This window comes from Corynebacterium callunae DSM 20147, from assembly GCF_000344785.1.
Taxonomy (GTDB): domain Bacteria; phylum Actinomycetota; class Actinomycetes; order Mycobacteriales; family Mycobacteriaceae; genus Corynebacterium; species Corynebacterium callunae.
The window spans coordinates 729831-752281 of sequence record NC_020506.1; the positions used below are offsets into that span (position 1 = coordinate 729831).

The 22451-nt window shown below is 52.8% G+C and carries 21 protein-coding genes; 13 read left to right on the forward strand and 8 right to left on the reverse strand.

Features of this window, described 5'->3' with window-relative positions; all coding sequences use genetic code 11:
- The first annotated feature begins 1 nt into the window (after position 1).
- Entirely contained in the window at positions 2-508 is a 507-nt protein-coding gene (locus H924_RS03485; RefSeq protein WP_015650576.1) for a DUF6912 family protein, read from the forward strand.
- Here the strand turns inward: H924_RS03485 and rsgA are convergent, their stop codons facing one another.
- Positions 509-1498, reverse strand: coding sequence for a ribosome small subunit-dependent GTPase A (rsgA, locus tag H924_RS03490; RefSeq protein WP_015650577.1), 990 nt, complete (start codon positions 1496-1498; stop codon positions 509-511).
- Positions 1491-2783 (reverse strand): 3-phosphoshikimate 1-carboxyvinyltransferase, encoded by a 1293-nt coding sequence (gene aroA / locus H924_RS03495; RefSeq protein WP_029703468.1) that lies wholly within the window; start codon positions 2781-2783, stop codon positions 1491-1493. The genes rsgA and aroA overlap by 8 nt, the downstream gene beginning before the upstream one ends.
- 10 nt (positions 2784-2793) lie before the next feature.
- On the opposite strand from aroA, the gene H924_RS03500 reads away from it, so the two are divergent.
- A complete protein-coding gene (locus H924_RS03500) occupies positions 2794-3435 on the forward strand; it encodes an SOS response-associated peptidase (protein WP_029703466.1) in 642 nt (213 codons plus the stop codon).
- Here the strand turns inward: H924_RS03500 and H924_RS03505 are convergent.
- Complete coding sequence (locus tag H924_RS03505; protein ID WP_245533895.1) at positions 3432-4568, reverse strand: HNH endonuclease signature motif containing protein; 1137 nt, start codon at positions 4566-4568, stop codon at positions 3432-3434. The two genes, H924_RS03500 and H924_RS03505, sit on opposite strands and share 4 nt — an antisense overlap.
- A 141-nt stretch (positions 4569-4709) precedes the next feature.
- Between H924_RS03505 and H924_RS03510 the strand changes: the two genes are divergently transcribed.
- Both H924_RS03510 and rsrA read left to right on the forward strand, forming a co-directional pair.
- On the forward strand, positions 4710-5336 hold the full coding sequence (locus H924_RS03510; protein WP_015650581.1) for a sigma-70 family RNA polymerase sigma factor: 627 nt from the start codon (positions 4710-4712) through the stop codon (positions 5334-5336).
- Positions 5333-5602 (forward strand): mycothiol system anti-sigma-R factor, encoded by a 270-nt coding sequence (rsrA, locus tag H924_RS13840; RefSeq protein WP_015650582.1) that lies wholly within the window; start codon positions 5333-5335, stop codon positions 5600-5602. Before H924_RS03510 ends, rsrA begins: the two co-directional genes overlap by 4 nt.
- Positions 5603-5645: 43 nt before the next feature.
- On the opposite strand, the gene H924_RS14785 is transcribed toward rsrA, so the two are convergent.
- Together H924_RS14785 and whcE are read right to left on the reverse strand one after the other, a co-directional pair.
- Positions 5646-5720: a 50S ribosomal protein bL37 gene (locus tag H924_RS14785; protein WP_020948532.1), complete on the reverse strand. Its 75-nt coding sequence runs from the start codon at positions 5718-5720 to the stop codon at positions 5646-5648.
- A gap of 99 nt (positions 5721-5819) precedes the next feature.
- The gene (gene whcE / locus H924_RS03515) at positions 5820-6080 is read right to left on the reverse strand and encodes a WhiB family transcriptional regulator WhcE (protein ID WP_015650583.1); all 261 of its coding nucleotides are present in this window, start codon (positions 6078-6080) and stop codon (positions 5820-5822) included.
- A gap of 577 nt (positions 6081-6657) precedes the next feature.
- On the opposite strand from whcE, the gene H924_RS03520 reads away from it, so the two are divergent.
- Positions 6658-7059 carry a hypothetical protein gene (locus H924_RS03520; RefSeq protein ID WP_015650584.1) on the forward strand — a complete coding sequence of 134 codons (402 nt, stop codon included), beginning with the start codon at positions 6658-6660 and terminating at the stop codon, positions 7057-7059.
- Here H924_RS03520 and H924_RS03525 read toward each other — a convergent pair.
- Both H924_RS03525 and H924_RS03530 read right to left on the reverse strand, forming a co-directional pair.
- Entirely contained in the window at positions 7056-8249 is a 1194-nt protein-coding gene (locus tag H924_RS03525; protein WP_015650585.1) for an Rv3212 family protein, read from the reverse strand. The genes H924_RS03520 and H924_RS03525 overlap by 4 nt on opposite strands.
- Positions 8250-8252: 3 nt before the next feature.
- Positions 8253-9536: a DEAD/DEAH box helicase gene (locus H924_RS03530; protein ID WP_015650586.1), complete on the reverse strand. Its 1284-nt coding sequence runs from the start codon at positions 9534-9536 to the stop codon at positions 8253-8255.
- Positions 9537-9604: 68 nt separating this feature from the next.
- On the opposite strand from H924_RS03530, the gene H924_RS03535 reads away from it, so the two are divergent.
- From H924_RS03535 to H924_RS03570, 8 genes are read left to right on the forward strand one after another with little or no spacing between them, the layout of a single operon-like run.
- On the forward strand, positions 9605-9832 hold the full coding sequence (locus H924_RS03535) for a DUF3107 domain-containing protein (protein WP_015650587.1): 228 nt from the start codon (positions 9605-9607) through the stop codon (positions 9830-9832).
- 20 nt (positions 9833-9852) lie between these two features.
- Positions 9853-10713, forward strand: coding sequence for a DUF3152 domain-containing protein (locus H924_RS03540; protein ID WP_015650588.1), 861 nt, complete (start codon positions 9853-9855; stop codon positions 10711-10713).
- Between the two features lie 9 nt (positions 10714-10722).
- The gene (locus H924_RS03545; RefSeq protein ID WP_015650589.1) at positions 10723-11490 is read left to right on the forward strand and encodes a TIGR02569 family protein; all 768 of its coding nucleotides are present in this window, start codon (positions 10723-10725) and stop codon (positions 11488-11490) included.
- Between the two features lie 3 nt (positions 11491-11493).
- On the forward strand, positions 11494-14547 hold the full coding sequence (locus H924_RS03550; protein WP_015650590.1) for a PD-(D/E)XK nuclease family protein: 3054 nt from the start codon (positions 11494-11496) through the stop codon (positions 14545-14547).
- Positions 14540-17782, forward strand: a complete 3243-nt coding sequence (locus H924_RS03555) for an ATP-dependent helicase (protein ID WP_015650591.1) — start codon at positions 14540-14542, stop codon at positions 17780-17782. The genes H924_RS03550 and H924_RS03555 overlap by 8 nt, the downstream gene beginning before the upstream one ends.
- A 13-nt stretch (positions 17783-17795) precedes the next feature.
- Positions 17796-18854: a potassium channel family protein gene (locus H924_RS03560; protein ID WP_015650592.1), complete on the forward strand. Its 1059-nt coding sequence runs from the start codon at positions 17796-17798 to the stop codon at positions 18852-18854.
- A complete protein-coding gene (locus H924_RS03565) occupies positions 18854-19573 on the forward strand; it encodes an NUDIX domain-containing protein (protein ID WP_015650593.1) in 720 nt (239 codons plus the stop codon). Before H924_RS03560 ends, H924_RS03565 begins: the two co-directional genes overlap by 1 nt.
- Before the next feature lie 30 nt (positions 19574-19603).
- Positions 19604-21640, forward strand: a complete 2037-nt coding sequence (locus H924_RS03570; RefSeq protein WP_015650594.1) for an ATP-dependent DNA helicase UvrD2 — start codon at positions 19604-19606, stop codon at positions 21638-21640.
- Here H924_RS03570 and H924_RS03575 read toward each other — a convergent pair.
- Positions 21637-22428, reverse strand: coding sequence for a hypothetical protein (locus H924_RS03575; RefSeq protein ID WP_015650595.1), 792 nt, complete (start codon positions 22426-22428; stop codon positions 21637-21639). The two genes, H924_RS03570 and H924_RS03575, sit on opposite strands and share 4 nt — an antisense overlap.
- Positions 22429-22451 lie beyond the last annotated feature (23 nt).

The window sequence follows — 22451 nt, forward strand, 5'->3', positions numbered from 1 at the left end:
TTTGCGCGTTTACATTCCTGCCACATTCTCCACCCTGCGTGGTCTTAACGAATCCGGTGTTATCACTGCACGCTCTGGATATGGCTTTGCAGTAACCCCAGCACTCCTTGACTTCTACACCGAAGGCGATGAAGAAGAGATCGCCCACGCAGCTTTCCAAGACGCTGCCGAGGCCTCCATTAGGTTGCTAGCAGTAGGTGATGAGGAGCAATTCCCATATCGCCGAGTCGTCGTCTCTGCAGATATTGATGAAAAGCACATCACTTTCCAGCCCGAAAATGGCGAGTCAGTAGTAAAGCTCACCCCCGCACATATCAACCTGGTTGATATTGCAGCTATCCACATCGATGTTGAAGCCTCAGAAGCTGATACCAAAGCAGCGATCGCTGTTATCGATGAGTCCGACCTCGGAGAAGAAGACGCCGAACTCATCGTTGGCGATGCACAAGATAACTTCATGGCCTGGTACGACCCTGAAGAGCTGCCGTTTCTAGTAGAACTGCTCTAATTACATATCCCAGGCGTCATTACTACGTAATGCCACCAAGAGCGCGCGCACGGCCTCAACACGGCGCGCGCTAGCACCCTCGAGCAGATCCAAACCACATTCAGGATCTGCAGGAGGTCCCATATGGGAACAACCGCGAGGGCAGTTCTCTGCCGCTAACGCCAAATCCTCAAAAACTCCCACCACGGTATCGGCATCAACATGCGCCAAACCGAAGGATCGGATACCCGGAGTATCAATGATCCAGCCATCATCAATTGCTAAGGCAACCGACTGAGTCGACGTATGCCTTCCTTTACCCACGCCAGAAACCACACCAGTTTCGCGATCGGCATGAGGTACCAAGCGATTAACCAGCGTTGATTTACCAACACCAGAATGGCCAATCAGCGCAGTAATATGCCCTTGGACAACCTCGAGTACGGGATCTAGCGGATCATCAACACCACACACCACAACGGGAATCTCAAGAGCTTCAAACTCGGCTGCAAACTCTGCAGGATCAGCCAAATCTGACTTTGTCAGACACAAAATAGGTTGCAGATTGCCCACAAAAGCAGCGATGAGGGCGCGTTCCACAAAACCCGCCCGAGGTGGTGGATCCGCGACAGCTGAGACGATGAGTAATTGATCTGCATTGGCGACCACGATGCGTTCATAGGGATCGGTGTCATCAGCAGTGCGTCGAAGCACGCTAGTTCGTTCCTCAAGGCGCACAATACGAGCTAATGACCCGGGACGTCCAGAAGTGTCACCGACAACGCCTACGCAGTCACCAACCTCAATTGCGGTACGTCCAAGTTCACGAGCACGCATGGTGACTACGGCTTCTTTACGACCATCTAGGACAACACCCCATCGACCGCGGTCCTTGGTTACCACCATGCCTACCAGGGCATCATCATGTGAAGGGCGATCTTTAGTGCGAGGTCGAGTACCTCTACCTGGGCGAACCCGAACATCGGACTCGTCATAGCTACGCTTAGCCAACCATTTCCTCCCAAAGATTTTCAAAACCAGGAAAAGTCTTTGCCGTAGTTTGAATATCTTCTACCTGTACACCATCAACCACCAGACCAATAATCGCGCCGGCAGTAGCCATACGGTGATCGGCATAAGAACGCCAAGCGCCACCATGAAGCTCAGCTGGCTCAATAAGTAAGCCATCTTTAAGCTCTGTGCACTTACCGCCCAGGCGGTTGATTTCAGTGGTTAGTGCAGCTAGCCGATCTGTCTCATGGCCTCGTAGATGAGCAATACCAGTGAGTCGAGACTCGGTGGTAGCCAGCGCAGCAAGAGCCGCAACAGTTGGAGTTAGTTCTCCAATATCACTCATATCAAGGTGAATACCTTGCAAAGATACTGGACCAGTAACTGCGAGGTCATAGGCATCACCATTAGAGATAAACTCTACGGCGCAACCCATCGATTCTAGGATTGAGCGAATGGTGTCACCAGGTTGAGTAGTCGCACGAGGCCAGTTCTTGATGCTTACCGTTCCGCCAGTAACTGCAGCAGCTGCAAGGAACGGGGTGGCATTAGACAAATCGGGTTCGATTCGCCAGGTCTTGCCATCAATTTCGCCTGGATGAACGGTCCACTGGTTTTCAGAAACATCAACCTGAACACCTGCTTGGCGCAGCATATCTACGGTCATTTCAATATGAGGCAAGCTAGGGAGACGCCCACCAACATGCTTTACAGTGACTCCATTTTTAAAGCGCGCAGCTGAAAGCAGCAAGCCCGAAACGAACTGAGACGACCCAGATGCATCAATCTCCACCACGCCACCCTCAGGAATTTCACCCGCATTAACGGTGAAAGGTAGAGAGTTGTTTTCTACCTCAACTCCGAGGGTACGAAGAGCGTCCAAAATGCTCTGCATGGGGCGCTGGCGCGCTTGAGGATCACCGTCAAATTCAACAGGTCCGGAGGCAAAAGCTGCGACCGGAGGAAGGAAACGCATAACAGTTCCGGCCAAACCGCAGTATACGGAGCCAGCAGACAATTCTGCTGGTTCAACGTGGTAGCGAGTGGTGGTTTCTTCGGTGATGCTGGTACCGAGGCTGCGCAATCCATCGGCCATAAGATCGGTGTCACGGCTGCGTAGAACATCAACAATTGAAGATGGTCCAGAGGCAAGAGCCGCCAAGATCAAGGCACGGTTAGTAATTGATTTAGAACCAGGGATAACTTGGTCCCAAACAATGGGGCCGCGAGCGCGCGGGGCATCCCATAATGGCAAAGAGGTAGGCAAATCGGTCACACAGTACATAATAGGGGGTATGTGCGGAAGATTCGTTTTGTTCACCACCGGTGATTCTTTAATTCAAGCAGCAGAGACGTTTATCGGCAGGCCAATTCAAGCTCCTCAAGGAACTCCTGGCCCGCGTTATAACTTGGCACCGACGCAGATAGTGCCGATCGTTCGCCCCGGGGAAGAGATGCTTCTTGAGCCTGCTCGATGGGGACTATTTCCGCATTGGAAAAAGGATGATTCAGGCCCTCCGATGTTTAATGCGCGTGGTGAAACCGTGGCTGAGAAACCTTCCTTTAGAGATGCATTTAAAAAGCAACGCTGTTTGATTCCGATGGATGGTTTTTACGAATGGCATGAGAAGAAACCACACTTCGTCTCTTTGGGAGATCAATTGATGTGGGCTGCTGGATTGTGGTCGACAGGCCTCGATCAGCTATCGGCAACGATGGTGACAACTGAATCCATTGAACCGATTGCATGGTTGCATAATCGTTTGCCTCGATTCCTGGAACAACACGAGGTGGAACAATGGTTGTTTGGCGATGTGGATCAGGCTAAAGAACTATTGCATCCAGTCTCCCAAACATGGGTGGAACAATTAAAGGTTCGTGAAGTGACTGCGGATGTGGGCAATGTCCGTAATGACCACGCTGGACTCCTGGATTAGGCAGCGATTTTGCGCTCCATAAAAGCCCCAAAGGAGGTTCCCCATGTCCTATGGGAATGCGAAAGCGGGCCGTCTGGTGTGGTGACAATGGGTAGACCATCGATTATGAAGAGGATGTCTCCATTGGGGAGCGGATAACACTGCAGGCGCCCATCAGTTTTTTGGTTATGGTGGAAGACACAAAGAGGGTGCAAATTCCAAGGGGTAGTTGGGCCGCCCTGCTTCCATGGGATGATGTGGTCAAGCTGGCATTTTTTCACTTCGACGCAGCAGCCAGGAACACTGCAAGTGGTGAATTTTCCTTTGACGAAGAGGCGAATTTCCGGAGTCGGTTCATAGGCTGCAGTGAGCGCCCATTCTGCCTCATCCATGTCTCTTAAAGAGGTCACGCGGTCTTTCCAAAAGTCTTGCTGCTTGGTGGATAACCAATACCCACCTTCAAGGTATTCGGGACAATTCTCGGACCCATAAGTGTTGAGGACAACCTTGGTGCTTAGACCACGCACCAAGTTGAGGAGGGCGGAGCCAGGGGCACAGTTCTTGTCTTTGGCCATTTGCTCTAATGTGGCTTTAATTTCAATAGCTTCGCCTTCTGCGGCATCAACCGTAATGCTGATGCCTTCGCGACTGTTGCGACGATAACGAATAGTATCTGCGGTTTCTACAGTGGGTTCTTCCTGTGCAGGGCAGTGAATAGCGATGAATTTTCGCAGCATCGCTGCGATGGAGGGCGCTTGTGGAAGCGCCTGTGCCTCCTTTGTAGGGGTCAAGTAGGTGACCAGGTAGGCGTCGAAAAGCGCTCTTTTGTCAGTGGGTATTTTCTGAGCTGCTTTTGTGATGGTATTTATTCGTGCCATGTCTAGATGACCTAATTTGTCGAGGAGTTTTTGGAATCCGGGGAGATGAGGCAACATGCACATGCTAAAAAGGCAGGCAGCAATGAATTTGCGAGCCAGGCCAGAACGGGCATTGATCCTATTAATGGCGGTAGCTAAATCTTCCTCATTATCAGGGATGAGGCTTTGCCAAAACTGCAGCTCACGGCGATTTAGCTGGATAATTTCAGTGCTGAGTGGGTCATTTGGGTTATTGACTGTGTAGAAGAACATTGTTTTCCCCTTAATTGAGTTCATACGTATGTTCTAAACCATGGGGTGGACACGCGGGGGTGGTCCAAAAATAAAAGTGCAGCACAGGTGCGTTAAGCACTACCCCCGCAGGCGAGGGGAGAGGACCAAAGTAGAATGGTCAAGACGCATTCTGAAAGGGGCCATATGGCTGAGAACCGAACCGGCGCAGTCGATGGAGATGCTCTGGCTGCCCGCTTTGAAGAGGAAGCATTGCCGCTCCTAGACCAGCTCTACGGCGGTGCGCTGCGCATGACGCGAAACCCCGCTGACGCTGAAGATCTGGTGCAAGACACCTACATCAAGGCGTATCAAGCTTTTGCGAGCTTTAAACCGGGAACGAACCTAAAAGCCTGGCTTTATAGGATCATGACCAACACGTATATCAACATGTATCGCAAAAAGCAGCGCCAGCCTTCTCAAACTTCCGCAGATGAGATCACCGATTATCAGTTGGTGGAATCGCAATCGCATACCTCTACGGGGTTGGAATCGGCGGAAGTTGAGGCGCTGAAAAACCTTCCCGATGGGCAAATTGGGGAAGCGATGAATCAACTCAGCCCGGAATATCGCATGGTGGTCTATTATGCCGATGTAGAAGATCTTGCGTATAAGGATATTGCTGAGATTATGGATGTTCCACTGGGAACAGTGATGTCTCGGTTACATCGTGGAAGAAAACAGCTGCGCGGGATGTTAAAGGAAGTAGCGAAGGAACAAGGCATCGGTCTTGGACATCCCGACATGAAGGAAAATTCGGAGGCTAAGAAATGACAGATCCCACTCGTGGCGTCCCGCGAAACGAATGCGGCTGCCCTGAATTCTTCGATGATATGCATCAGCTACTTGATGAGCAGCTTTCCGCGGATGAATGCGCGCGTCTGCGTTCTCATGCAGAAGGCTGCCCCAAATGTATGCAGCTCTTAGAAGCGGAAGCTGAGTTTCGTAGTCTTTTAAGGAAATGTTGCTGTGAATCCGCTCCGACGGAATTGCGACAGCGTATCTCTTATCGAATTCGCGTGGAGTATAAAGAAAATTAAAAAAACCGCCAGGAAGAATATTCTTCCTGGCGGTTAACTCTTTTTAAGAGTTAGGGCGACGTCCGTGGTTGGCGCCCTTCTTGCGACGGTCCTTGCGCTTGCGTCCTCGCTTGCTCATGAGTCCTCCTTATAGTTCAGATGTTGATCAACTTAAGATACTTTAGCCGGTGCTCATCAACGGAACAAAGATGAGGTCTCATGGCATATTAAAAAGTCTTTAGACGGTGATGCGTGCGCGACCGCGACCGCGGTTCTTGCGACGCTTAAGAGCGCGACGCTCGTCTTCGCTCATGCCACCCCAAACGCCGGCATCCTGACCGGTCTCAAGTGCCCATGCAAGACACTGGGAGGTAACAGGGCAGCGGTTGCAAACCATCTTTGCAGATGCGATTTGTGCAAGAGCTGGGCCGGAGTTTCCGACAGGGAAGAACAGCTCGGGATCCTCTTCGCGGCAGATAGCCTCGTGGCGCCAATCCATTTCGATAACTCCTTTTCAATAAAGCTCGATAATTTTCAGTCCGGGCGCGCAGCAAAAGTGACCTAATAGAAGGTCAGATGAGTGGATTTCGATACCCGCAATTGACAGAAAGAGATGCGATTCGCATCTTCTGGTTTACCTGGGGTTCATGTTGCGCTGCACCGGAGTTAAGAATCAGTTTTTCCTGAGTTCTTTTTGGTACTTGGAAATAATGTCATGTACACCCCGAGTTGGCTAGACCTGAAGGCCATTTTGTGACAGACTTCACATTAAAAGCATGAATATTGATGCATACATTCTTTGGAGATGTGGGGTGGACCACATTGTTTGGGTATGTAATTTTCCCTAAAACTTCCTACTACCACTAGTTTCACTAAATGGTGTTTAAGAGCGTTGAGGTACGGAGTGTCAAATTCCTTTTAACTTGCTCCGGAAACCATTGTCAGCTGGTGCAATGCAGATCTGTTCACCCTTTGGTCAAGGTGAACAAATTGTTCACCTGACTCAAGAAAATTTCACCGCAACATGGTGTACAAAAAATGAACGGCTAGAATCAAAGCCCGTGACCTCACCTCATATGCCCGCATCTATCCGCTGGGGCGGAATCATCGCCCTTATTCAATCCGCCATAGGTTTTGCATACGCACTTTTTCTCATTTTTAGAGAAGTAACGGGCAAAACCGATCCCAGCATCGTCTACACAACTTCCGATGCCAATACGTGGGTGGGATACGGAACTGCAGCCTTTTTCATTCTGGTTTTCGGAACCGTTGCAGCCGGCGCCCTAAACATGATGAAAGGACGCCGCTGGGGTAGGGGAGCAGTAGTTATGCTCAACCTCATTTTGCTGCCCGCAGCTTATTACATGTTCGTCGAAGGCAGGATCCTGTGGGCCGTTGTGACGGGAATTTCAGCGATCGCGGTTCTCGGTATGCTTTTTAACCCCCGCGCCGTCCACTGGGCGAACACGGCCTTTTAGGCCAGTGCTACAACCTCGGTGCCACGCTTTTCGACGAAAACCTCGCCGGCTATTCCTAAGAACACCGATCCTTGGTATCCGCCCCGATCCACTTGGATGGTGCGGATCACTTCGCCAGTATCCCAATTGGCGATTGTGAGTCCAGATGCTGTGGGATAAACCAACTGACCATTAATTCCCACACCAGTGCCGATCGCATCTTCAAAAACTTGTCCCACTGACAACTCAGTTGGAGTGAAAAGCGTTAAGCGATCGCCATCAAACCAACTCATATGATGTGGTAGATCTGCAGTTGCAGATTGGAATGGAGCATCGGGAAATGTTGCTGCGCTAACTGGTTGCTCGCTGAGCTTTTCGCCTGTGTCCTTATAGGACACAATCATTGGTTGGGGATCATCCACGTAAATTGCAGCAGCAGTTTGCCCAATAGCAACTACTCGGCCATCTGGGATCGCAATGCTCTGGCTGATTTCTGGAACGCGAGAATCTTCTGGAGCAGTAGCTTGCAATCGCAAATAGTGGGCGCCATCTGGGCAAGTCTCAGTAACGGCTAACAAATCTTTACGGGTCATTGCAGAAGTGAGAGAACATTCTGGATTGGGCTGCTGATCAGCTTCCTGAGCTGCTTCAACTTCGCCGTATTCCACCGTTCTCACGAGGTCAGAACGCCACAGCTCGACTCTCTCGGTACCAAGGACACCGACTCGGTCATTGGAGGTAATGGGGACAACATTATCGCTTGCAATAGCACTGCGAGTGGCTTTGTACTGCCCATCAGTGGCATTAATTGCAACTACATCGCCACAACCCACTCCAGTTTTGTAGGTGGCAACTGTGGCATCAAATGCTGTGGAGAGAGCACAGAGCTCATCGCTTCTCTCATAACTCCACAATTGCTCACCAGCGGGTGTGAAGCTCTTTAGAGTCGACCCATCTGCAGTAACCACAACTCCCGCAGAAATTGCGGGGCGTTGGTTGGTGGAAGTGTCCGTGCTGCGCCAAATTTCATGAAGCTCAGCGGGCACGATAGCCAAAGTTCCAGCAGCGTTGTAGCTCTGTGCAGCTGGATGTAGTTCTGCCTGCCGGATTGGAGCGGTCGCCCAGACTGTTGCAACGCCAGCCACTGAGAGCGCAGCGATGACACCCGTGGCGATGAAATCAGCTCGAGTTCTGCGAAGAATCTTTGCCACTTCTTAACTCCGATCGCGGGAACGACGCGGATTAGAGCGTGGGATTGATCCTCCCAAAACCTTTTGCGCAGGTCCTACACGCTCGCTTGCACCTTCAGGAATATCTAGTGCTTCATAAAGTTCGGGTGAAGTAGAGAACCACTGTGGTGGGTTAGGCTGACCCAGTTCAAGTTCATTATCGATGGCGGACCATTTCAGGACTTCGTCATATCCGACCAAAGTGACAGCGATGCCATCGTGACCAGCACGTCCGGTACGGCCGATACGGTGCACATAAGTCATGGGATCATCTGGGGTCTGGAAATTGATTACGTGGGTGACGTCGTCAATGTCGATGCCACGTGCAGCTACATCGGTTGCCACCAAGATGTCGATTTTTCCGCTACGGAATGCATTGAGGGATTTTTCGCGAGCAGGCTGTCCCATATCACCGTGTACTGAACCTACAGAGAATCCGCGAGCCGCGAGATCTTCAGCAACCTGTGCGGCAGTGCGCTTGGTGCGGGCGAAGATAATGGTTTTGCCACGATTTTTAGCCTGCAAAATGCGGGCAGTGATCGCTTCTTTGTCCATTTGGTGAGCCTGGAATACCACCTGGCGAGTGGTTTTGTGGGTAGCCGCAGAATCTGCGGTTTCAGCTCGAATATGGACTGGCTTGTGCAGGAAGCTGCGGGCCAGCGTGAGGATTGGGCCGGGCATCGTTGCGGAGAAAAGCATGGTTTGGTGCTTGTGTGTAAGCGCGCTCATCAGCTTTTCAATATCAGGCAAAAAGCCCAGATCGAGCATTTCATCGGCTTCGTCCAAAACCAAGATCGCAACCTGGTCCAATTGCAGCGCTCCACGCTTATAAAGATCCAGGAGGCGGCCGGGGGTTCCAACGACGATATCGACACCCACCTTGAGAGCATCGATCTGCTCTTCATAAGGAGTTCCACCATAAAAGGTGAAAATCTTAAGTGGTAGATTCGTGGCAGCGCGCTCAAGGTCATTGCCAACCTGCACTGCAAGTTCGCGAGTGGGCACAATGACTAAGGCACGTGGCGTACCGTCGATCTCTGCAACATCGGCAGAATCAAAGACGCGATCAAGTAGGGGCACACCAAAACCGTAGGTTTTGCCCATTCCCGTGCGTGCTTGGCCGATGAGATCATGGCCATCAAGCGCGATGGGAAGGGTGTACTCCTGGATCGCGAAAGTGTGAGTAATACCGAGAGCTGCTAGTGCATCGGTGATTTCCACTGCGACGCCGAGCTCAGTGAACGTAGGTCTGGGGCTTTCAGAAGACACAACTTAGATACTATCGTTGCACGGTTACAATAGGGTCATTCCACTTAAACGATTCTTTAAGGAGAAACATGGATATCAAGGTCGGATTCACTGATTCCGCACGTGAGCTGGTTATTTCTGCTGATTTACAGCAGGAGGAAGTAGCAGCAAAGGTTTCCGAAGCTTTGGCTAATGATGCCGGAGTTTTGGAACTGAATGATGAAAAGGGTCGTCTTTACATCATTCGCAATAGTCGCATTGCCTACGTTGAAGTAGGCACCAACACTCCACGTACTGTCGGCTTCGCCGGCGCTTAAAAGGGCGGGTTTTTAGAGCAGTGTCACAGGAACCGTTTTTGGTCCGTTTTGCGCGGGATTATGGCTGGCGTGCCTACGCCATCCCGGTTTTGACCGTGATAACGGTCTGGGTGCTTTTCGACGTTTTCACGGCTGACCAGCCCGCTACCGGGGTGATGGCCGCGTCGACAAGCGAAGTTTCGACGACGGATCGTGGCGCCGGACCCGATCCCGCGCAGGTTGAGTCCATGGACGTTCCTCTGACTGAACTGCCACCTGGCGGTGCATATACGCAACGTGGCGATGGCACATTTCGCCAGGTAGGAACCGCCTTGCCACGGGTGGGGCAGGGTGTGGAACGCACTTATACGTACGTTGTTGAGATTGAAAATGGTGTTAATACCAGCGCTTATGGTGGCGATGATGCTTTTGTAGCAGCCGTTGATGCCACATTGTCTGATCCCAAGAGCTGGACTGCCGATCCGCAATTTGCTTTTGAGCATGTCAGCGGAGATGCGGAACCAGATCTGCGCATTCAATTAACCTCGCTCGATACCACGCACAGCTTGTGTGGCAACGATATTGCGATGGAGACCAGCTGTTTTTATTCCGATGGTGGTCGCGTGATGATTAATGAATCACGCTGGCTGCGCGGGGCAGCACCATTTGAGGGCGATCTGGGTTCTTATCGGCAATATTTGATTAACCATGAAGTAGGTCATGGTTTGGGATATGCCGCCCACGATGTTTGTACTGCCGATGGCGAACTTGCGCCGATTATGATGCAGCAAACCTTGAGTCTTAATAATTCTGAACTTTTCAAGATTGACCCCTCCGAGGTTTATCCGGACGACAATGCCACTTGTGAGTTCAACCCTTGGCCTTATCCGCGTGGATTTTAGAGGAGAATAATGTCAGAGTCAGATCAGTTGCCAGACCACGTGCGCGATGCCTTTCAAGTAGGCGCGGGACCTGCAGAGCAACTTAGCGAGGCCTGGGATTATGGATTCCGCGTGGGCAATACCGTCTTTTCCAAAGTGCTAAGCCCCGAAACAGCGGCGTGGTCCTCCAAAACTCGCGAAGGTCTTAAACCAGAAGGCGTGCGCGTAGTACGCCCGATTCGTTCCACCGACGGCCGTTTTGTCGTCGCCGGATGGCGCGCATCGGTGTTCTCTACAGGCAACGTTGCTAAGCGTGTCGACGAAACCGTGGTTGCGGCCCTGCGTCTGGCCGACGCCTTAGTAAAATCCCACGCTCCAGAGCCCGTGGATAATGTTTTTCACCGCGCCGATATTCGAGCCTGGGAAGAACAACCTGGCCAGATCGGCCAGCTCCTGCGTCCCATCGATCGCGTGAATCAGGTCGGACATGCTGATATGTTGGCCACCACCTTATATTCCGGAACGCAACCACCAGCAGTGACTGATTTGGTGCCAGTGTTGCGACCACATGGATTTACCGCAGCGTTGGTGATCGTTGATGGTCTGTTACTCGGTGCAGTGGATGAAGGCATCTTGGGAAGATTCTCGCATTTGCCAGATATTGAATCTCTTTTGCTGCGCGCGTTTTTGTCCCGACGCAATATTCAAGAGTTGTCTGAGAACAACGATCCGAATATCATTTCGAACCTAAATAGGGTAGAAAACACGCTTGTGTCCTATGTTTCTGACAAACTTTGAGGTATGTCGGAATATCAACCCCCAATTCCAGCCGATCCACAAGTCCGTCTTGTTAAGGCTACGTCCAAGCTTCGTCCTCGTTCCTGGGAGGGCGAAGCTTCCCATTTAGTACACGAGGGCACCGGTCGTTGGAGAGTCAGCGGATCTGCCGGCTCCGGCGTTAGCTCCTTGCTTATAGATACCGTCATCGAGCGCATCAAGCAGGGCTGGGATCCGTCCTCTTTGCTGATTATCGCCACTTCCAAGGAAGCCGCCAGTCGCCTGAGACGCGAGATCTCAGAGCTGGTGTCTCAGATGGATTATGTTTCCCAAGGTCCTTTGGTGCGATCGGTGCACTCTTTAGCTTTTGCGCTTATTCGTGATGCCAGCGATGACGATGTGCGGCTTATTACCGGTGCGGAACAAGATGCGGTGATTCGTGAATTGCTGCGAGGCCAGGCCGAAGATGGTCGTGGTGGCTGGCCACCGGAACAGCGCGAGGGTTTGCGTATGGTGGGGTTCGCGCGCCAGCTCCGCGATTTCTTGCTCCGTGCAGTGGAACGTGGAATAGGTCCTGCAGAGCTCCAAGAACTCGGCGCACAGTACGATCGCCAAAACTGGAGTGCTGCGGGGCAGTTCTTGCAGGAATATAAGCAAGTGATGAACCTGGCTGGTTCACATAGCTATTCCGCATCGGAGTTGGTTACGGCTGCGCTTGCGGGACCAGAACCTCGCCAGATGTATCGCGGAGTTTTTGTTGACGATGCGCAACACCTCGATCCGAAATCTGCGGAACTAATTAGTAAGTTTTTGCCGAGTGCGGAACTTGCGATTATTGCTGGCGATGCACAGCAGTCCATTTTTCACTTCCGCGGTGCCAACCCTGAATTTCTTAAAAGAGTTGAAGTTGACCATGAGCTCATACTCGACAAAAGCAGGAGGGGTGCGTCGACAAGCGTTGTCTTGGCAGAAACCGATTCCGCGCACGCCAACCTCATTGCCGACACGGTGCGCCGTTCGCACCTCATTGATGAGGTGCCGTGGTCCGATATTGCGGTGATTGTGCGCTCGGCGGGCATGATTGCGCCGATGCGGCGCGTCCTTCTTGCCGCCGGTGTGCCGGTGCAGATTAGTCCGACGGATGTGGTGTTGGCGGAACAGCGCATCGTTGCTGCGATGATTTTGGGATTGCGCGCGCTTACTGAAGATCTCACGCCTTTAGAATTGGAAGATCTGCTCTTAGGGCCGATCGGTGGTGCCGATCCGGTGACTCTGCGTCGTTTGCTGCGTGGATTGCGCCAAGCTGAAATGAAAACTGGCGGGCATCGGCGCGCGATTGAAGTGCTCCGTGAGCTGCTGGCATCAAATGAAACTGAGAACACAGAGCTGCTGGCTTACCTCACCGAGCGTGAACTCGGATTGCTGGAAAGAGTGCGATCGGTGCTGCGCGCCGGGCGTCGCAGTTTGGCCGAGCACGCGAGCATTGAGGAAATCTTGTGGTCGGTGTGGGCTGCAACTGAGCTTTCTAATGCTTTGTCGGCAGCCAGCTTGCGTGGCGGCGCTGCGGGTTCGCAGGCCGATCGCGATTTGGATGCCATGATGTCGCTTTTCGACGCCGCCGGCGACTACGTTGAGCGCTACCCTGCAGCGGGGTTACGCAGTTTTATCCTCCATATTTCGGAGCAGGAACTGCCCACCGGTGTGCGCGAACGTCGCGGCGTCGTCCCCGATGCGGTAGAGATTTTGACTGCGCACTCCACGACTGGACGTGAGTGGCCACGTGTCATCGTCGCCGGGGTTCAAGAAGGTAGTTGGCCTTCTTTGGGTGAAACTGGAACGTTGCTTGGTCAAGAAGAATTTGTGGATCTGGTTGATGAGGACATCGATCCCGATATCTTCATTTCGCGATCCGCTGATCGGCTCGCTGAAGAAAAGCGACTATTTTATGTAGCCACAACTAGAGCTACTGAATCGCTGTTGGTTACTGCTGTTAATTCCCCCGAGGCCGATGAAGTGCGCGAGCCTTCGCGATTCTTGGAACAGCTGAGTCAACAGATCGCAGTTTTCGAAGATGACGATCGGGTGCCTCTGGCCGAGCCGCAAGAAATCGGTCACCGCTTGTTATCAGTTCCAGCTTTGGTGGCAGAGCTGCGCCGAGTCGTGTGCGATCCCACCGATCCACGTCGCAAGCAAGCCGCCCGCCAGCTGTCCCGCTTGGCTGAGGCCAATGTCCCTGGCGCAAACCCCGATGAGTGGACGCAGCTGCGCACCCCGTCTACCACTGAGGTACTTACCGAAGGTCCGGTTTCTTTGTCTCCTTCGCGCATTGAGGCATTGCTGAATTGTCCGCTGCGTGCGGTGCTCGATCGCCTTGACAGTGAGGATGAGACGCCAATTGCCATGCTCAAGGGCACTTTGGTCCACGCATATGCCGAGGCTGTAGCAGGTGGCGTGGACGGCAGCTTAGCTGCCGAGAAGGTCACCGAGGCCTATATGTCGCTTGCCAACGTGCCAAGTTGGGCGGCAGAGAGCACCGAAAGTGCTTTTCGACGGATCCTTGAGCGCACTCACACTTGGCTGGAAGTTTCCCGAGCTGATTTCACTGAAGTCGGCACTGAGATGGATGTATCGGTCAACATCGATGAGAATATTCGCATCCGCGGACGTATGGACCGCCTCGAACGCAATAAATCTGGCGAATTGGTGGTGGTTGACCTCAAGACTGGAAAAACTCAACCAACTATAGAAGCTGTCAAAGAACACCCACAGCTTTTTGCCTATCAGCTCGCACTCTCACGTGGTGAATTGGTGGAGGGTCGAATCGTCGATGGAGAAAATCCCGAGCCAGTCGGCGGCGGATTATTGGTATTTCCTGCATCTAATGCCTCCAAGATTGGTACTCGGATGCAAGATCCGAAAACTCAGGAAGAACTAGATGAATTTGCAGCGCTGTTGCCAGGACTCGCCGAGCATATGCGTGGTCCAAATCTAATAGCGCGAATTAACCCATCCTGCTCGCATTGCCCAGTTCGTAGTTTGTGCCCAGTTCAACCGGAAGGACAAATGATCCATGCCTGATATTTCTCCTCGACTACTTTCGCAATACCTGGGCCAAGAACATGCGCCGACTGATCAGCAAGCGGTGATTATCGGCGCACAGCCAGGTCCACTTTTGGTGGTTGCTGGTGCTGGTGCAGGAAAAACCGAAACGATGGCCGCACGAGTGGTGTGGCTGGTGGCCAATGGATATGCCGCCCCTGACCAGGTTTTGGGATTGACCTTCACTCGTAAGGCAGCGCAACAGCTTTCTCAAAGAATTAGAAAGCGCCTGGAGGTCTTGGCTGGAGTGCCACGCCTGGATGAAATGGACCCTACTGGCCAGCTTAAGAAAAACCTGCAGGCAATTACGCCAACGGTGTCTACCTATGATTCTTATGCGGGCTCGCTCATTAGAGAATACGGATTGCTGCTCCCGATGGAGCCTTCGGCGCGTTTGATCACTCAAACTGAGCTTTATCACATCGCCAGGGGAGTAGTGGATAACTACCGCGGTGAACTTATCGCCACCCAGACGCCTGCCACCGTGACTGAATATCTGTTGCAATTGATCAGTGAAATGGATAATCACATGGTCAGCACGCAGGACATCATGGAGGAATCTGATCCCTTCATTAAGCTTTTCGACGAACTGCCAAAGGCTCCACGCCAAAAAGCTGAGCTCAATGAAACCATGAGGACTTGGCGAGATACTCAGATCACTCGTCTCCAGTATTTGCCACTGGTCAAGCTGCTCAAACAAGAACTACATGACCGCGCCGTAATCACCTTCGGTGAGCAAATGTCCAAGGCAGCTCAATTGGCTTCGACGCATCCCCAGGTGGGTTATTCCCAACGTCGCCGTTTCCGCGTGGTCATGCTCGATGAGTACCAAGACACTAGCCACTCTCAACGCGTATTGCTGCGCAGTCTTTTTGGAGGCACTGATCCGGGACTCACCGTCAACGCCGTGGGTGATCCCATGCAGGCGATTTATGGATGGCGTGGTGCAACAGCCGCCAACCTAGAAAACTTTGTTGATGATTTCCCAGTTATCACTCTTGAAGGTAAAAGCAGTGCTCCGAAAAATGAGTTGACCACCAGTTGGCGCAATCCTCCCGAGGTTCTCACATTGGCGAATGCAGTATCTCGTGAAGTTCTGGGATCACCAGAGTCGCCAGATCGCACTGTTCAACCGTTGAAGTCTCGCGATGGTGCGCCTCAAGGAGAGGTTTCCATTGGTTGGTTTGGAACTGCGGCTGAAGAGCGTGAGTTCGTGGCAGAACAGCTGGAAAAGCATTGGGAAAATCGCGATAAGGAAAAAGGTTTTACCGCTGCCGTATTGGTGCGTAAGCGTCGTCAAGCGGCAGCGATGGCGGAAGTGTTGATCAAACGTGGCATCCCTGTTGAGGTTGTTGGAATTTCGGGTCTTTTGAATGTTCCTGAGATCGCCGATCTGCTTGCCATCGCAACTATGCTGATTCGCCCGCAGGATAATAAGGCTGCGCTGCGTATTTTGGGCGGTCCGCATGTTGGTTTGGGCATTAAGGATATGCAGCGCCTCCAAGAGCGCGCTAATAATCTAGCCGGGCGGGTATCTCGAGAACGTCGTCAAAAGAACTCTGATCCGCTTGCCGAGTTGGAGGCGATTATTGATGAGGTTTCCATTACTGAGCCCGAAGCAGTGGTGGGCCTGAGTGATGCGATCGCTGATCTCGGAGAGAAAGATCGTTATAGCGCTGAAGGCCTCAAGCGATTGCAACGACTTTCGGCACAGCTGCGTTATTTGCGCACCCATAGTTTGGGTCGTTCAGTGGCAGATATATTTGCTGATATAGAGGATGTCTTTAATATCCGTACCGAGGTCTTGGCTCGTGAAGATCCACATGCAGATGGTGCGATTGGCACGGTGCATTTGGATAAATTTGCCGCGGAGTTAGCTTCTTTTTCCAGCATTGGTTTGGCAGAGCTGCTGGACTATTTCGAATTGGCACGCAGCCAAGAAGAAGGCTTGGAGCCCGGCGAAGTGACGGTGCGCTCTGATCGTGTACAAATCCTTACAGCGCATAAGGCCAAAGGCTTGGAATGGGAAATCGTGTCGGTTTTGCATGCCGATAGCGGAACCTATGATGCTAAAGCTTCAACGTGGCTGAAAAACGTGACTTTGATTCCATCGTCTCTGCGTGGAGATGCCGGAACCGGTGCCCCGGAAATGGACACTGCCGTTGAGAATCGTAAAGAGCTCGAAAACGCGGGCTTAGAATTTGAGAAGGAAGTTAAAGAGCACGCAGCAGAGGAAAACTCTCGCCTGTTTTATGTCGGCATTACCCGCAGCGAGCGCGTGCTTATGGTGACAGGTTCTGCCACGGATGAAAGCGGTGCAAAAAAGTCGAAAGCGCCATATGAGCATTTGGAGATTCTGCGCGATAAAGCTCCTGAGGCAGTAGTCCATTGGTGGGAAGGCGAAGCGGAAGACGTCGAAAAGCCCCTACCGGCGGAAGGCATCTACCCGCAGCTGCACGCCAACCCTTCTGCTGAGGCCGGGGCCGCGCTGGTGCGCGGCGAACGCGTGGCACCCAACACCGAGGGCGGTCTGGAGACCTTGTGGGAAAAGGAGGTCACTGCGCTTATCGACGAACAACGCAGGCTTTCGGCACCTTCGCTGGATGTGGAAATTTCGCGAGAGTTGACGGCAACTGATCTCGTTAGTCTCAAGAACAATCCGGAGCAATTTGCGCGTCGGCTGCGCCGGCCGGTTCCTTTTAAGCCAAATACCTATGCCAAGCGTGGTACCCAATTCCACCAATGGCTCGAGGATCGCTTTGGTGCGACTGCATTGTTGGATGAAGATGAACTACCCGGTATTGATGAAGAACTTTCGGATAGCACCTTCGCCGAGTTGCGTGATGCCTTTGTAAATTCTGAATGGGAGGCGCGCACTCCAGAATTTGTGGAGCATCCTTTTGAAGTAGTCATCGGTGAACATGTCATTCGTGGGCGTATGGATGCGGTATTCCGTGACCCCGATGGCGGGTGGATGGTGGTCGACTGGAAGACTGGACATCCGCCGACCGGCAAAGAAATGGACGCTGCCATTATCCAATTGGCGGTTTATCGCATTGCTTGGGCACAATTGCACCAGTTAGATCCCGCGGAAGTTCGCGCAGCGTTTCACTATGTGGCTCACAACCACACCTTTGAGCCACGCAATCTGCCGACTTCCGATGCCTTGGCTGCTTTATTGTCTGCGGAAAGGCCTAAGATCAATCAGGAATGAAAGGACGGTGAGGATGGGTAGCGCAAAAAAGGACGGCGAACTCGCAGATCTCCCGGATCACGCTCTGCTGAGCATTATTAGAATCCCCGAGGCTGCAAAGCTCAGCCCTTGGTGGCTGATTCTGCGCAGGTTTGCCTATGCCATGGTGCTGTTGATAGGTATTACTGCCGTGGTCTACTTTGACCGCGAAGGTTATTCTGAGGAACTCACACTTATCGACGCCCTCTACTACTCCACGGTTTCCCTCACCACCGTGGGCTATGGCGATATCACACCAGTTACGCAGACTGCCCGTCTCATCAATATCATCGTCCTCACCCCGGCGCGCATTGGATTCCTGATCCTCTTGGTCGGTACCACCTTGTCCGTGCTTACCGAAGAAACGCGCCGGGCCCTGCAAATTCAGCGTTGGAGAAAACGAATGCGCAATCACACTGTTGTTGTTGGTTATGGCACCAAGGGACGCTCCGCTGTGGCAGCACTCCTGGCTGATGGCGTACCAGCTAATCAGATCGTGGTTATTGATACCGATCAAACCTCACTTGATGCAGCCAATAACAACGGTCTAGTTACCGTGAAAGGATCTGCAACCAAAGCAGATGTGTTGCGTCTAGCCGGAGTCGCCCGCGCGCGAGCCGTCGTGGTAGCTCCCAACCTGGATGACACCGCTGTGTTGGTTACGCTCTCGGTGCGTGAAATTGCACCGCGCGCCATGATCGTGGCCAGTGTTCGGGAATCAGAAAACCAACATCTACTTGAGCAATCCGGTGCCGATTCAGTGGTGATTTCCTCTGAGACAGCAGGTCGCATGTTGGGTCTTGCTACCGTGACGCCTTCGGTTGTGGAGATGATGGAAGATCTTTTGTCTCCAGATGAAGGATTCTCTGTTGCTGAGCGACCCGTTGGTGAAGATGAAGTGGGATCCAATCCGCGTCACCTCGCCGATATCGTTTTGGGTGTGGTGCGCTCAGGTGAGCTTTATCGTATTGACTCGCCAGAGGCAGAAACTGTAGAGCCCGGCGATCGATTGCTTTATGTTCGTCGTGTGTTTAGTGAGGATGTTAAGGACTAATGAGAATTCTTCCCATTGGTCCTAATGATGAGATCGCTGTTCTCAACGGCACCGCGGTTTTCGTCGAAAAGCACTCCGGTGAGGTTCTCCCTGTTGCACCTGAACTGGGTGCGGTGCGGGTAAGTTTGGCCGAGATCGAGGCGCTCGGGCAGGCGCGGGCGCCGCGCGATGTGCGTGATCGGGATGTCGCAGCGTGTGTCTCTTTGTTGCGCAATCGCGAGTTGGTGCGATTTGATCCTTTTGATGGCAGCGAATTGAGCTATCACGAACCGGGTGTGGCCTATGGTGCGAGTGGCCGCCCGCATTTTCCACGACTTGATCCGGCAGTGATTGGCATTGTGGAATTACGTGGTGAGGATCGACTGTTGCTTGGTATGAATGCGGCTCGGCAAACCAGGTTTTCTTTGATTGCAGGATATGTCTCCCATGGTGAATCGTTGGAAGAGGCTTTTGAGCGCGAGGTTTTTGAGGAAGCTGCGCGCCGGGTTTCAGAGATTAGCTATGTGGCGAGTCAGCCGTGGCCAGTGTCGGGATCGCTGATGCTGGGTATGCGTGGGGTAACAGAAGATGAGTTGCCTCAGGGCGAAACCGATGGCGAACTCTCGCAGACTATTTGGGCGAGTCCGCTAGAGATTATCGATAACAAGATTCCGTTGGCACCTCCCGGATCAATTGCCCATGACATGATTCATGCCTGGGCCAGGAGCAAACAACAATAGCTCGCTAGCAAAATGTAGGGGTAAATTTTCGTGATTAATCTGCAGGACCTCGACGAGGATCAGCGCATCGCAGCATCTGCACCACGCGGACCAGTGTGTATTCTCGCCGGAGCCGGCACTGGTAAAACTCGCACTATTACATATCGCATCGCGCACCTTATTGATCAAGGATTTGTCAGCCCTAATCGAGTGCTGGCTGTTACTTTCACCTCGCGGGCGGCAGGGGAGATGCGCCATCGCCTTAATCTCATGGGCATCGGCGGGGTGCAGGCGCGTACTTTCCACGCAGCCGCGCGTAAACAACTGATCTATTTTTGGCCTCAGGTGGCGGGAAATCTGCCTTGGCGATTGATCGATAATAAATTCCAGTTGGTTGGTCGCGCAGTTCGTAATGCCCGGATGGAATCGCAGACGGAAAAGGTTCGCGATATTTTGGGCGAGATTGAGTGGGCTAAGGCATCGTTGATTACTCCGGAGCAGTATCCGGAAAAACTCGGTACTCGCACGCCTCCAGCTCCAGCAGAAAAGATCGCTGAAGTATATCGCCGATACGAAGATATGAAGGCAACACCAGAGGGCATGCTGCTGGATTTTGATGATCTGCTTTTGCATACCGCTGGTGCCTTGGAAAACTCTCCGGCTGTGGCAGAGGAATTCCGTCAGCAGTATCGCAGTTTTGTGGTTGATGAGTATCAAGACGTCACGCCTTTGCAGCAGCGAGTATTGGAAGCGTGGCTAGGTGATCGTGATGATCTGACTGTGGTCGGTGATGCCAATCAGACTATTTATTCCTTTACTGGTGCCACACCTTCGTATTTGTTGAATTTTTCGCGTACTTATCCGCAGGCAACCGTCGTAAAGCTCCAGCGTGACTACCGCTCAACGCCGCAGGTAACCGGATTGGCCAATACCGTAATTGGTCAGGCCAAGGGCCGTGTGGCGGGCACGCGCTTGGAGTTGGAGGGTATGCGCGCTCCTGGTCCCGAGCCGGAATTTAATTCCTATGACGATGAGACCACAGAGGCGCGCGAGGTGGCGGGTCGGATCCTTAGCTTGATGGCGCAAGGAGTGCCGGCATCAGAGATCGCTGTTCTCTATCGAATCAATGCGCAATCTGCGGTTTTTGAACAAGCACTTGCCGATGCCGGAATTGTGTATCAGGTGCGCGGTGGCGAAGGATTTTTTAATCGCACTGAGATCCGCCAAGCATTGACGCAGCTGGTCCGCGCGGGGCAGCGTGATGTTGATGAAAGCGATCTGGTGCGTCTGACCCAGCGAGTGTTGGTGCCTTTGGGATTAAGCTCCGAGGAACCAGAGGGCGCGCAGGAACGCGAGCGCTGGCAATCGCTCAACGCACTTGTTGAGTTGGTACAGGAATTGGTCCAAGCCACTCCTGATCTGGATTTGGCGGGGTTGCTGTTGAAACTGCGCGAACGCCAAGAGGCAAAACATCCGCCGACTGTGGAGGGTGTGACTCTTGCTTCTTTGCACGCAGCCAAGGGTTTGGAATGGGATGCTGTATTTCTAGTTGGCCTCATCGATTCCACTTTGCCAATCAGCCATGCGATTAAAGCTGGCGATGAGGCGATCGAGGAGGAGCGTCGGCTGTTTTATGTGGGCGTGACTCGTGCGCGCGAGCATCTGTTTTGTTCTTGGGCTTTGGCTCGTCAGGAGGGTGGCCGGAAATCTCGTAAGCGCAGCCGCTTCCTCGATGGCATTGTGATCGATATGCTGCCAGAGGCAGGCGCTCCGCGGAGCAATCGCCCGCGCAATTGCCGAGTCTGTGGAAATCCGCTTGATACCGCTGCCGAGAAAGTAGTCGGACGCTGCTCGAGCTGCCCTCCTCAAGCAGAGGAAGAGGTCTATGAGGCGCTGCGTACTTGGCGAAACGATACGGCGCGTCAGGAAAACAACGCTGCCTATATGGTTTTTAGCAATGCAACGTTAATGGCAATCGCAGAGATGAAACCTACAAATGAAAATGAGTTGCTCAGTGTGCCTGGGGTAGGGCCGATGAAGATTGAGAAATACGGCGAGGATGTGCTCGAGATTCTGCGGACCGCCTAAGCCCAACACAGCGGGCACTTGGGGTGCGGGGCGAGGTTGCTGCGTCGATTCGTGCCCCGATGTGGATCAACCTCCTCCACCTCGCCGACCTGCCAGGAATCGGCAAGAACCAGCGCGGCCAGACGCGCCGCAGTCGCTGCCTCTGCAATGGGGTCGGGGTGCGTGGGGCCATTGGGATGCTGGCTAACAAGCGCATGCCAATGCGGATCGATATCACTGCGATGCAAATCAACACATATCAAACAAGGCCCCACGCCATTTCGTCGCCCCGGGCCGATGAGCCCGCGCGAATCAATAAGTGCCGCGCTGAGATAATTGGGCACGGATTTGGCAAGCAGCGGAGCGAGATTTTGAGTGTGTGCCAAACGGTTAATCACCAAAATATGCGATGCGGGCCGTTGGAAAAACTCCTTTGAATTTTCTCCGTTAATGCGGGTGCGCGGGTTAAACCCGGCCGCTTCCAGCAACGCCGAGGTCGCGTCGACAAGCGTGCCATGCCCATAAAGCAGCACCGGATGGGTGGCCGTTTCACGGACCACCCCAAAAGCCAAGAGGTCCTCAACGAGGCTGAGCGCTGCAGCCGCCCCGAGACCTGCGGTACAGAGCTTGTCGACGACACCCGCCAGCTCCTTTGGTTCGCGCAAATGAAGCAAAATGGGAACAACCTGAGCAATATAATCCGGATCGATTTCTAAGACACCCGATCGCGTGGCATCGATGCCAAATTGGATCGCGGAATCAGGGCGCACCACAATCTGCGCTGTATCGGATAATTTGATGTGTGTCATGGATTCTCCATGGCAAAAACTTC

Bases quoted from the DNA above. Each gene is read 5' to 3' on its own strand.
- aroA (WP_029703468.1), bottom strand. From the start codon at position 2,783: ATGTACTGTGTGACCGATTTGCCTACCTCTTTGCCATTATGGGATGCC.
- H924_RS03500 (WP_029703466.1), top strand. From the start codon at position 2,794: ATGTGCGGAAGATTCGTTTTGTTCACCACCGGTGATTCTTTAATTCAA.
- H924_RS03505 (WP_245533895.1), bottom strand. From the start codon at position 4,568: ATGAACTCAATTAAGGGGAAAACAATGTTCTTCTACACAGTCAATAAC.
- H924_RS03510 (WP_015650581.1), top strand. From the start codon at position 4,710: ATGGCTGAGAACCGAACCGGCGCAGTCGATGGAGATGCTCTGGCTGCC.
- rsrA (WP_015650582.1), top strand. From the start codon at position 5,333: ATGACAGATCCCACTCGTGGCGTCCCGCGAAACGAATGCGGCTGCCCT.
- whcE (WP_015650583.1), bottom strand. From the start codon at position 6,080: ATGGATTGGCGCCACGAGGCTATCTGCCGCGAAGAGGATCCCGAGCTG.
- H924_RS03520 (WP_015650584.1), top strand. From the start codon at position 6,658: ATGCCCGCATCTATCCGCTGGGGCGGAATCATCGCCCTTATTCAATCC.
- H924_RS03535 (WP_015650587.1), top strand. From the start codon at position 9,605: ATGGATATCAAGGTCGGATTCACTGATTCCGCACGTGAGCTGGTTATT.
- H924_RS03545 (WP_015650589.1), top strand. From the start codon at position 10,723: ATGTCAGAGTCAGATCAGTTGCCAGACCACGTGCGCGATGCCTTTCAA.
- H924_RS03550 (WP_015650590.1), top strand. From the start codon at position 11,494: ATGTCGGAATATCAACCCCCAATTCCAGCCGATCCACAAGTCCGTCTT.
- H924_RS03555 (WP_015650591.1), top strand. From the start codon at position 14,540: ATGCCTGATATTTCTCCTCGACTACTTTCGCAATACCTGGGCCAAGAA.
- H924_RS03560 (WP_015650592.1), top strand. From the start codon at position 17,796: ATGGGTAGCGCAAAAAAGGACGGCGAACTCGCAGATCTCCCGGATCAC.
- H924_RS03565 (WP_015650593.1), top strand. From the start codon at position 18,854: ATGAGAATTCTTCCCATTGGTCCTAATGATGAGATCGCTGTTCTCAAC.
- H924_RS03575 (WP_015650595.1), bottom strand. From the start codon at position 22,428: ATGACACACATCAAATTATCCGATACAGCGCAGATTGTGGTGCGCCCT.